This is a genomic window from Undibacterium sp. GW821-FHT07F11, from assembly GCF_059418665.1.
The window spans coordinates 608,837-618,789 of record NZ_JBWKQH010000003.1; the positions used below are offsets into that span (position 1 = coordinate 608,837).

Sequence of the window (9,953 nt, forward strand, 5' to 3'; positions counted from 1 at the left end):
CCATGTCAGATAATTTCCTCTCCCAGGAAGAAGTCGATGCCCTTTTAAAGGGCGTCACGGGAGATCAGGATGACTCTCAGTCGCTGGAAGACACCTCTGGTGTCAGGCCATACAATCTTGCCACGCAAGAGCGTATCGTCCGCGGTCGCATGCCGACATTGGAAATTATCAATGAGCGTTTTGCCCGTCTGTTGCGCATAGGTTTGTTCAATTTCCTGCGTCGCAGTGCCGAAGTCTCGGTAGGTACGGTCAGGGTATCGAAGTACAGTGAATTCATCCGCAACCTGGTGGTGCCGACCAATCTGAACCTGGTCCACATGAAGCCTTTGCGCGGCACCTCTCTGATTGTGCTTGATCCGGGACTGGTGTTCTTGTTGGTGGACAATCTGTTTGGTGGTGATGGACGCTTTCATACCCGTGTTGAAGGTCGTGATTTTACCCAGACCGAGCAGCGTATTATTCATCGCATACTGGAAATCATTTTTGAAACCTATTCCAAATCCTGGGAACCCGTTTACCCAATCGAATTTGAATACATACGGTCAGAAATGAACACCCAGTTTGCCAATATTGCGACACCGAATGAAGTCGTCGTGTCTACCACCTTCACGATAGAACTGGGACCTGTCAGCGGAGAAATGCATTTATGCATGCCCTATTCCACGATAGAGCCTATACGTGACATCCTGACCAGTAGCCTGCAGGGTGAGACTCTGGAAGTGGATAAGCGCTGGGTGCGCCTGATGACGCAACAGATACAGATAGCAGAAGTCGAAATAGTTGCCGATTTAGGGACCACGCGTGTCACCCTGGGCGATATACTGAATATGAAGGAAGGCGATATCATCCCTCTTTCAATACCAGAAATTATTTCAGCAAAAGTTGATGGCACTCCGGTGATGGAGTGCAAATATGGTGTATTTAACGGACAGTATGCCTTGCGTGTGGAGAAGCTGATCAGCTCCAGCGTACAGGAAGTAGCACAAGGAGAAAATCATGGATGACAACGGCGAATCCCCCATCAGCGAAGATGATTGGGGTGCTGCGATTGCAGAGCAGGAAAGAGCCGAAGCCGCGGCAGCCGAAAAGGCTGAAGCGCCGCCTGCAACCGCTGCGATTTTCAAGGAATTCAGTGGCAAGAGCAGTTCTGCGCCTGAAACCCATAATGACATTGACTTCATTCTGGATATTCCAGTTCAACTGACAGTGGAACTGGGCCGTACCAAGATTGCCATCAAAAACTTGCTGCAACTGGCTCAGGGCTCTGTTGTCGAGCTAGACGGTCTGGCTGGTGAACCTATGGATGTATTGGTCAATGGCTGCCTGATTGCCCAGGGTGAGGTAGTGGTGGTCAACGATAAGTTTGGTATACGCCTGACTGATATCGTCACACCTGCAGAACGCATACGTAAGCTTAACAAATGAGGACGAAATTGCCTTATTTTGTATTGGCAGTAGTAGCCATCTTGAGTACATCTGCATTTGCGGCTGAGAATACCCCAATTTCACCCAGTGGCGGTTTATTACAAATTGCCACTGCACTACTCCTGGTACTGGGTCTGGTTCTCATGGCTGCCTGGCTCATGCGTCGCCTTGGCCCTATGAATGCGGGGAATAAAATCCCCGTCAAAATCATCGGCGGCATCAGTGTAGGTAATCGCGAGCGGGTGATGGTGGTTGAAGTTGGTGACCAATGGCTGATTCTTGGCGTAACAGCCAGTAATATCAACAATCTGGGTAGTATGCCCAAACAGGAAGAGTTACTGAATCAGTCAGCACACCCAGTTGCAAATGATCCTTTTTCTGCCTGGCTCAAGCGGACACTGGAGAAGCGAACTACTGACCGGTCTACCGAGCGATCTGACAACAGCTAATACATTGCATGAAAATTTTGCGCTCTCATCTGCCATTCACCTGCATGGCAATTTTACTGTGTGGACTGGCCCTGCCTGAAGCAGCCATGGCACAGGCCAATGGTGGCTTGCAAGCCATCACCAGCACGCCGGCTCCCGGTGGCGGTCAAAACTATTCTCTCAGCATACAGACACTGCTGTTCCTGACAGCATTAAGTTTTTTGCCTGCAGCCCTGCTGATGATGACCAGCTTTACCCGCATCATTATCGTATTGTCTTTACTCAGGCAGGCCCTGGGCACCCAATCCGCTCCACCAAATCAGGTGATGATAGGTCTGTCACTGTTTTTGACTTTATTTGTCATGGGGCCGGTGTTTGACAAAATTTATGCTGAAGCCTACCAGCCTTTTACTGAAAACAAGATCACCATGCAGGTTGCCATGGATAAAGGGGCTACACCCCTGAAGCAATTCATGATGAAGCAAACCAGGCAGACTGATCTGGCACTGTATGTCAAATTATCCAATACCCCGGAGTTGCAAGGGCCAGAAGATGTGCCTTTGCGGATTTTGATACCGGCCTTTATTACCAGTGAACTGAAGACAGCTTTTCAAATCAGCTTTGCCATCTTTATCCCCTTTCTCATTATCGACATGGTAGTCGCCAGTGTGCTGATGTCCATGGGTATGATGATGGTTTCGCCTGCAATTGTGTCACTCCCCTTCAAGCTCATGCTATTCGTGTTGGTAGATGGCTGGCAATTATTGATAGGCTCACTTGCACAAAGTTTTTACTGAGGTTCACCATGACACCCGATAGCGTAATGACATTAGGCCGCCAGGCCATGGAAGTCACCTTAATGGTGTCTGCCCCCCTGTTGCTGGTGGCACTGGGTATAGGTCTCATCGTCAGTATTTTTCAGGCAGCAACACAGATTAATGAAACCACCCTGTCTTTTATTCCCAAGCTGATAGGCATCTTTGTGACCCTCATCATTGCCGGGCCGTGGATGCTTTCCATCTTGATGGACTATATGCGCCAGATGTTTTCCAGCATCGCCACCATGGCAGCCTGATGTGCGTACCATCGCAATCCCATGATTTCTTTTTCCAGCAATGAGCTGATTGCGCTGATCAATTCCTTTATCTGGCCTCTGACCAGAATACTGGGCTTGATCGCGGTGGCTCCGCCGTTTGGGAATAATACTGTTCCGGTACAAATCAAAATCGCTCTGGGTATAGTTTTGTCATTGATCGTCGCCCCTACCCTGCCCACCATCTCTGACCTGGACCCGGTTTCTCTGAACGGTATTCTGGTGCTTGCTCAACAGCTCATCATAGGATTGGGGATGGGTTTTGTGATGCGCGTGGTTTTTTCCGCCATAGAAATGGCCGGCGAGGTTTCTGGCCTGACTATGGGCCTGGGCTTTGCCACTTTCTTTGATCCACAAACTCAAGGGCGTTCTTCGGCTGTAGCGCAATTCCTGGTGCTGACTTCTACCTTGTTGATGCTGACGCTGAATGTGCATCTTTCCATGCTGGCGGCCTTAGTTGAGAGTTTTCATACCATCCCCATTGCGACCACCTATCAGTCTGGCCTGAATTATCAAAAATTGGCGATCTGGGGCGAGCAAATTTTCAGTGTAGGCATGCACCTTTCCTTACCCATCGTTGCTGCTCTGCTGGTCACCAACGTCGCACTGGGTATATTGACGCGTGCAGCTCCACAATTGAATTTGTTTGGTATCGGATTCCCGATTACCATAGGTGTAGGTTTTTTGATGCTGGCCCTGATCATGCCTTATCTGCTATTACCGCTACAAAATCTGTTCCAGAGTGGTATAGAAATGATGCAGTCACTAGGCCAGCCTGCGTCATTACCTATTCCAGTAAAAAAATAAATCATGTCGCATCAGGCATTTACTCATGAAGCCAGACTGTATAGCGTAGAGCAGATACGTGACATAGAGCGTCTCGCACTTGCCCATCAGGGTGAGACGACGCTCATGCAAAAAGCTGGGCTGGCCGCTGCGGAGTTGGCGATCAACATTGGTGCGAGCAAACAAACTCCTGCGCTGATCCTGGCGGGCCCGGGCAATAATGGCGGAGATGCTTACGAAGCTGGATATCAGCTAATCAGACAAGGATATAAAGCTGCTTGCGTCATGTGCGGGGAAATTGGGAAATATTCTCAAGATGCACAAGCAGCACTGCAAAGAGCGAAAGATGCAGGACTGGAGTTGATAGAACCGGGTGAGCTGATCAATACTCCGTCACGAGACTGGAGCCTGATCATCGACGGTTTGTTCGGTATAGGCTTGAAGCGCGCCCCCGAAGCTGACATTGCCAAGCTGATAGAACTCGTCAACCAACTCGCTGTTCAACAGTCAATCCCGGCCTTGGCAATTGATGTGCCCAGTGGCTTGAATGCCGATACCGGGCAGCCTATAAGCCACAACAGCGCGGTTATTCAAGCCAGTCACACCATCACTTATATAGCCAATAAAACTGGCTTGCATACAGGATCGGGCAAAGATTACGCTGGCAAGGTCACGGTTAATCAACTGGATATTCCTGAAGATTTTTTTCCTGAATGCCGCAGCCATCTGAATGAACGCACCTCCCTTCTGCAAATTCTAAAGCCACGCAAGCAAAACAGCCATAAAGGCAGTTTTGGCGATGTTGTAATACTTGGTGGCGCAAAGGGAATGGCGGGTGCAGCCATACTCGCAGCAAGGGCAGCACAATACTCTGGCGCTGGACGAGTTTATTGCAGCATGCTGGCAGAAGTACCTGCTTATGACAGCCTGCATCCGGAAATCATGTTTCGCAAGATTGACGAAGTAAGTTTAGCAGAGGCAACTGTCGTTATCGGCCCAGGCCTGGGAACATCGACCAGTGCCTATGCTTTACTCAGCAGCGCGATTCAAACTGCGCAGGCGCTCGTCATCGATGCCGATGCCCTGAATCTGATCGCTGCAGATACCAAATTGCAGACATCTTTACGTAATAGAAATAGTCCATGCATACTCACGCCACATCCACTGGAAGCGGCCAGATTGCTAAACAAGAGCGTGGCTGATGTACAAAATAATCGCCTGCAGGCATCACACACACTGGCGCAGCAATTCAATGCGGGGATCATACTCAAGGGTTCTGGCAGTATTATTTGTGATCCAGGTGGGAATTTGTTCATCAATACGACAGGCAACCCAGCACTGGCAAGCGGCGGCACTGGTGATGTGCTGGCGGGGGTTGCTGGTGCTTTGCTGGCACAGGCTTGCAGCAGCACGGATGCTGCAAGGATTGCTACCTGGGTACATGGTCATGCAGCTGACGAACTGGTTGCGAGAGGAACAGGGCCTATAGGTTTGACCGCCAGCGAGTTATTGCCAGAGATCAGATCCAATATTAATCAATTGGCCTATCAAGCCACCACTGGCAACTGATTCACTACCTTGATCAGATACTCAATCAACCAGGCTATTAATCTGCTCAGGAATCAGTTTTTCCACTTCAGACGAGGCATCACAAACAATGCCTGACTGCGCCAAAGCTGCTGACAGTTTTTCTATCTGCTCTTGCTGTGCAGCAGCGTGATCAATCAGCTTGTGCAAGACCTTGGAAATCGGGTCATCACTGTTTTGTGTCACGCCATATGCCGTGAACAAATGTGCCGTTTCTGAATCTGCCGAGGCCACTTCTTTTTTGATGACATGAGCAGGGTTACCAACTGCAGTACCACCAGCAGGCACAGGCTTGAGCACGACAGAGTTAGATCCTATCTTGGCACCCGCACCGATGGTAAAACCACCCAGTACCTTGGCACCGGCACCGACGATGACGCCTGCTTCCAGCGTAGGATGACGTTTTGCACCACGCGACAAGGACGTACCACCCAGGGTCACGCCCTGGTAAATCGTGCAGTCATCACCAATTTCTGCCGTCTCGCCAATGACCACACCGAAACCATGGTCAATAAACACTCTGCGGCCTATCGTTGCGCCTGGGTGAATTTCGATACCGGTCAGCACACGGGCAATATGGGAGATGAAGCGCCCCAGCCATTTCAAACCACGTTTCCAGCACCATTGCGCCCAACCATGCATGAGTATGGCCTGAAAACCAGGATAACAAGTGATCACCTCCCAGGCATTACGGGCGGCAGGATCTTTCTTGATAATGCTGGCGATATCTTCTCTCAGGCGGTCAAACATGGAATTTATATGGTTATGACAGAGGGGAATAAGATAGTAGCGTATTTCTGAAAACGCTGCGTCCGCTGCCCAAATCACCGGGCACCAGACGCTATAGGCTTACAGACGCTGACGGCGGGCTTCGTATAGACAAACACCAGAAGCCACAGAGACATTCAGGCTTTCAACAGAACCGAACATGGGGACGCTGACCAGCATATCGCAGGTTTCGCGGGTCAGGCGGCGCATGCCCTCACCTTCAGAACCCATGACGATGGCGCAACCAACTTTGAAATCGACATCGTAGATATTTTTTTCGACTTCATCTGTGGTGCCAACCAGCCAGATATCACGGTCTTTCAATTCGCGCAGGGTACGCGCCAGATTGGTGACGGTGATATATGGCACTGTTTCAGCAGCACCACTGGCAACCTTGGCGGCGGTAGCATTCAAGCCCACTGCCCTGTCTTTGGGAGCGATAACCGCATGCGCACCGGCACCGTCAGCCACACGCAGACAGGCGCCCAGGTTATGCGGATCGGTAATACCATCCAGCACCAGCAACAAAGGCGGGCCATCAATCGCATCCAGCAATTCATCGAGATTACGCGCCAGTGACAGTTCACTGGCCTTGGCTACTACACCCTGATGACGGCGCGTGCCGACGATATTGCTGAGGCGCTGATCATCTGCCGGGATGATGCGCACACCAGCGGCTTTCGCTGCTTGCAGCAGGTCTTTCATACGACCATCGACGCGGGAAGAATCTACATAGATTTCTTCGACGGAAGAGGCTTCATGACGGATCCGGGAGGTCACCGCATGGAAACCAAAAATCATTTTACTTTTCATTTCATTCTTTTCTTTGCATGCATTTCTTTAAGGTACTAACGTCTTTTCTTCGCTGACTTACCGGCGGCAGCTGGTGCTTTTTTCTTTGCACTAGCAGCAGCAGGCGAAGATTTCTGGCGACGTCCACCAGAAAAACTTTCTTCTTTTACTTTCTTGGCTGGGGCAACTTTGCCACCTCTGCCATAATTTGCCACAACTTTTTCTTCAGGAACAAGCAAGGCTTTCTTGGCACTGGCAGCACTCTTGCGATTTTTTTCATTCGCGGTTGCACCACGACTATCCACCAGCCCAGCTGAGCGTGGTGATACTGGCTGCACTATGGCCAAATCTATCTTGCGTGCATCAAGGTCAACCCGGCTGACTTGCACTGTGACTTTATCTGTCAGTTGATAGCGTTTGCCAGTACGTTCGCCGCGCAATTCATGGCGCGCCTCATCGTACTGGAAGTAATCAGCACCCAACTCCGTCACATGCACCAGGCCCTCGATGAAAATCTCATCAAGCTGGACGAAGATACCAAACTGTGTCACACCTGTGATCATGCCAGTGAATTCTTCACCCACCTTATTGCGTATGAAGTAGCATTTGAGCCAGGCTTCGACATCGCGTGATGCTTCATCAGCACGACGCTCATTGGCAGAACAATGAACACCAAGCGCATCCCAGATAGTCTGTTCTTTTTCTTCCTTCTTCTTGCCCGCTGCCTTGTCAGCAATCTGCTGCTTTCTGGTGGCATTCGACACGGAAGTATTCAAGAGCGTCAGGTCGATGCCCTTGGGCTCATATTTACGCCCCTGCAAAATTGCCTTGATGGCCCTGTGTGTCAGCAAATCAGGATAACGGCGTATCGGGCTGGTGAAATGGGCATAGGCATCATAAGACAAACCGAAATGGCCAATATTGTCCGGGCTGTAAACCGCCTGCTGCATGGAACGCAGCAACATGGTTTGCAAGAGTGTCGCATCCGGCCTGCCTTTGACCTTTTTCATCAGCTCGGCATAGTCCGATGCTGCTGGCTTGTCGCCTCCACCGAGGAACAGACCAACTTGCTTCAGGAAATTTCTGACCTGGGTCAGTTTCTCTTTGGTCGGGCCAGCATGGATACGGTATGTGCCTGGATGCTTGTAAGTTTCCAGCAAATTTGCAGCGCAGACATTGGCTGCCAGCATGCATTCTTCAATCAGCTTGTGCGCATCATTACGTGTACGTGGCAATATCTTTTCTATCTTGCCGGCTGGATTACAAACGATATAGGTTTCTGTCGTTTCAAAATCGATGGCACCACGCACCTGGCGCGCCTTCAATAAAGACTGGAACACTTCATACAAGTGCAAGAGATGCGGCACCAAAGTCATACGCTTGGCAGCTTCCGGCCCTTTGGTATTGCCAAGTATGGCCGCCACTTCTGTGTAGGTGAAACGCGCGGCGGAATGGATGACAGCCGGATAAAACTGGTAAGCCGTGACTTCACCGTCCTGCGTGATCACCATATCGCACACCAGCGTCAGGCGATCGACATCAGGATTCAGCGAGCACAGGCCATTTGACAGGCGCTCTGGCAGCATCGGTATCACCCTGCGTGGGAAATACACAGACGTGCTGCGCAACAGGGCCTCTTCATCCAGCACATCATTCGGGTTGACGTAATGACTGACATCGGCAATCGCAACGATCAGCCTGTGGCCTTTACTACGGCCTATCTTGACTGGCTCGCAGTAAACGGCATCATCAAAATCGCGCGCGTCTTCACCATCAATCGTCACCAACGGAATATCACGCAGATCTACACGGTCAGTCAGATCACTATCCCTGACTTCCGATGGCAATTTGGCAGCAGCTTTTTTAACCGCTTCAGAAAACTCATGCGGCACGCCAAATTTTCTGACGGCGATTTCGATTTCCATGCCGGGGTCATCGACATCACCCAGTATCTCAACGATCTTGCCAACAGGCTGTGCATAGCGGGTCGGCTGCTCAGTCAACTCGACGCTGACAACCTGGCCAGCCTTGGCTTTGCCTGGCGCACCGGTCAATAAAATATCCTGGCTAAAGCGCTTGTCTTCAGGCGCAACTATCCAGACGCCATTTTCATTTAGCAGGCGGCCAATGACATGCGTATTGGCTCTGTCGAGTATCTCAAGTATGCCACCTTCTAAACGACCACGTCTGTCGGTACCGACGACACGTGCCATGACGCGGTCGCCATGCAAGACTTTTTGCATTTCGCGCTCTGGTAGGAACAGGTCTTCAGTGCCGTCATCAGGGATCAGGAAACCATAACCTTCGCGATGACTACTGACTTTGCCGCTGATGAAATTATCGTGATTGGCGATGGAATAATTTCCACCTTTATCTACTTTGACTTGCCCATCTCTTTCCATCGCGCTTAAACGTCGTGTCATGCCATCTAACTCCTCAGGTTTCACTGACAGCGCTTCTGCAATTGCAGCAGCCGTCATCTTTGCCGTGTTAGTACGTAGAACACCCAGTATCTCTTCGCGACTGGGAATGGGGTATGAATGCTTGTTCAAATTTTGTATTTTTTCTTAAAAAAGTTAATTTGGCTTACGCCAAAATCTTATCAGGCCATAGTTTACTGTAGCAAACCTCTTTCGCCTAACAATTCTTGTATTGTTCAGGTAGCTCACCTTGACAAATGCTTCAATTAATTTATAATCTTGTTCTCCGTTGCCCACGTGGCGGAATTGGTAGACGCGCATGGTTCAGGTCCATGTGCCTTCGGGTGTGGGGGTTCGAGTCCCTCCGTGGGCACCACCAAATTTGAGAGCCCGCTGATGAAAATCAGCGGGCTTTTTCAATTCCAGATCCACCTTTGCAAACATATGCAAGAAGCCATTCCTTTCTGTGTTCACAATTGTTTGCTGCGATGACTCCGTAGCACATCCCCCCACCTCACTCCAATTTCCTGCAAAAATATTTCCCCAAAGCCAGTCAAATACTCTATAATTACGCCTTCCGTTGCCCACGTGGCGGAATTGGTAGACGCGCATGGTTCAGGTCCATGTGCCTTCGGGTGTGGGGGTTCGAGTCCC

The 9,953-nt window shown here is 50.3% G+C and carries 10 protein-coding genes and 1 tRNA gene; 8 read left to right on the forward strand and 3 right to left on the reverse strand.

Going from position 1 to position 9,953, the window contains the following annotated elements; translation table 11 throughout:
• Window positions 1-2 precede the first annotated feature (2 nt).
• From fliM to AC07OI_RS10085, 7 genes are read left to right on the forward strand one after another with little or no spacing between them, the layout of a single operon-like run.
• Complete coding sequence (gene fliM / locus AC07OI_RS10055) at window positions 3-1,004, forward strand: flagellar motor switch protein FliM (protein WP_110253184.1); 1,002 nt, start codon at window positions 3-5, stop codon at window positions 1,002-1,004.
• Entirely contained in the window at window positions 997-1,425 is a 429-nt protein-coding gene (fliN, locus tag AC07OI_RS10060) for a flagellar motor switch protein FliN (protein ID WP_492706193.1), read from the forward strand. Before fliM ends, fliN begins: the two co-directional genes overlap by 8 nt.
• A complete protein-coding gene (gene fliO, locus AC07OI_RS10065) occupies window positions 1,422-1,874 on the forward strand; it encodes a flagellar biosynthetic protein FliO (protein WP_495257113.1) in 453 nt (150 codons plus the stop codon). Before fliN ends, fliO begins: the two co-directional genes overlap by 4 nt.
• Window positions 1,875-1,918: 44 nt before the next feature.
• Window positions 1,919-2,650, forward strand: coding sequence for a flagellar type III secretion system pore protein FliP (gene fliP, locus AC07OI_RS10070; RefSeq protein ID WP_495257114.1), 732 nt, complete (start codon window positions 1,919-1,921; stop codon window positions 2,648-2,650).
• Window positions 2,651-2,658: 8 nt separating this feature from the next.
• Entirely contained in the window at window positions 2,659-2,928 is a 270-nt protein-coding gene (gene fliQ, locus AC07OI_RS10075) for a flagellar biosynthesis protein FliQ (protein ID WP_162058734.1), read from the forward strand.
• Window positions 2,929-2,949: 21 nt separating this feature from the next.
• Window positions 2,950-3,753, forward strand: a complete 804-nt coding sequence (gene fliR, locus AC07OI_RS10080) for a flagellar biosynthetic protein FliR (protein ID WP_495257115.1) — start codon at window positions 2,950-2,952, stop codon at window positions 3,751-3,753.
• A gap of 3 nt (window positions 3,754-3,756) precedes the next feature.
• On the forward strand, window positions 3,757-5,301 hold the full coding sequence (locus AC07OI_RS10085; RefSeq protein ID WP_495257116.1) for an NAD(P)H-hydrate dehydratase: 1,545 nt from the start codon (window positions 3,757-3,759) through the stop codon (window positions 5,299-5,301).
• Between the two features lie 21 nt (window positions 5,302-5,322).
• Here AC07OI_RS10085 and cysE read toward each other — a convergent pair whose 3' ends face one another.
• From cysE to rnr, 3 genes are all read right to left on the reverse strand, one after another.
• A complete protein-coding gene (cysE, locus tag AC07OI_RS10090; RefSeq protein ID WP_423010960.1) occupies window positions 5,323-6,069 on the reverse strand; it encodes a serine O-acetyltransferase in 747 nt (248 codons plus the stop codon).
• Between the two features lie 99 nt (window positions 6,070-6,168).
• Complete coding sequence (gene rlmB / locus AC07OI_RS10095; protein ID WP_423003757.1) at window positions 6,169-6,900, reverse strand: 23S rRNA (guanosine(2251)-2'-O)-methyltransferase RlmB; 732 nt, start codon at window positions 6,898-6,900, stop codon at window positions 6,169-6,171.
• Window positions 6,901-6,935: 35 nt separating this feature from the next.
• Window positions 6,936-9,431 (reverse strand): ribonuclease R, encoded by a 2,496-nt coding sequence (rnr, locus tag AC07OI_RS10100; protein WP_492706184.1) that lies wholly within the window; start codon window positions 9,429-9,431, stop codon window positions 6,936-6,938.
• Window positions 9,432-9,590: 159 nt separating this feature from the next.
• Between rnr and AC07OI_RS10105 the strand changes: the two genes are divergently transcribed.
• Window positions 9,591-9,675: transfer RNA gene (locus AC07OI_RS10105), tRNA-Leu, on the forward strand.
• Window positions 9,676-9,953: the final 278 nt, after the last annotated feature.

Excerpts from the sequence above, each read along its gene's own strand:
- fliM (WP_110253184.1), top strand. The coding sequence starts at position 3 with ATGTCAGATAATTTCCTCTCCCAGGAAGAAGTCGATGCCCTTTTAAAG.
- fliN (WP_492706193.1), top strand. The coding sequence starts at position 997 with ATGGATGACAACGGCGAATCCCCCATCAGCGAAGATGATTGGGGTGCT.
- fliO (WP_495257113.1), top strand. The coding sequence starts at position 1,422 with ATGAGGACGAAATTGCCTTATTTTGTATTGGCAGTAGTAGCCATCTTG.
- fliP (WP_495257114.1), top strand. The coding sequence starts at position 1,919 with ATGGCAATTTTACTGTGTGGACTGGCCCTGCCTGAAGCAGCCATGGCA.
- fliQ (WP_162058734.1), top strand. The coding sequence starts at position 2,659 with ATGACACCCGATAGCGTAATGACATTAGGCCGCCAGGCCATGGAAGTC.
- fliR (WP_495257115.1), top strand. The coding sequence starts at position 2,950 with ATGATTTCTTTTTCCAGCAATGAGCTGATTGCGCTGATCAATTCCTTT.
- AC07OI_RS10085 (WP_495257116.1), top strand. The coding sequence starts at position 3,757 with ATGTCGCATCAGGCATTTACTCATGAAGCCAGACTGTATAGCGTAGAG.
- cysE (WP_423010960.1), bottom strand. The coding sequence starts at position 6,069 with ATGTTTGACCGCCTGAGAGAAGATATCGCCAGCATTATCAAGAAAGAT.
- rlmB (WP_423003757.1), bottom strand. The coding sequence starts at position 6,900 with ATGAAAAGTAAAATGATTTTTGGTTTCCATGCGGTGACCTCCCGGATC.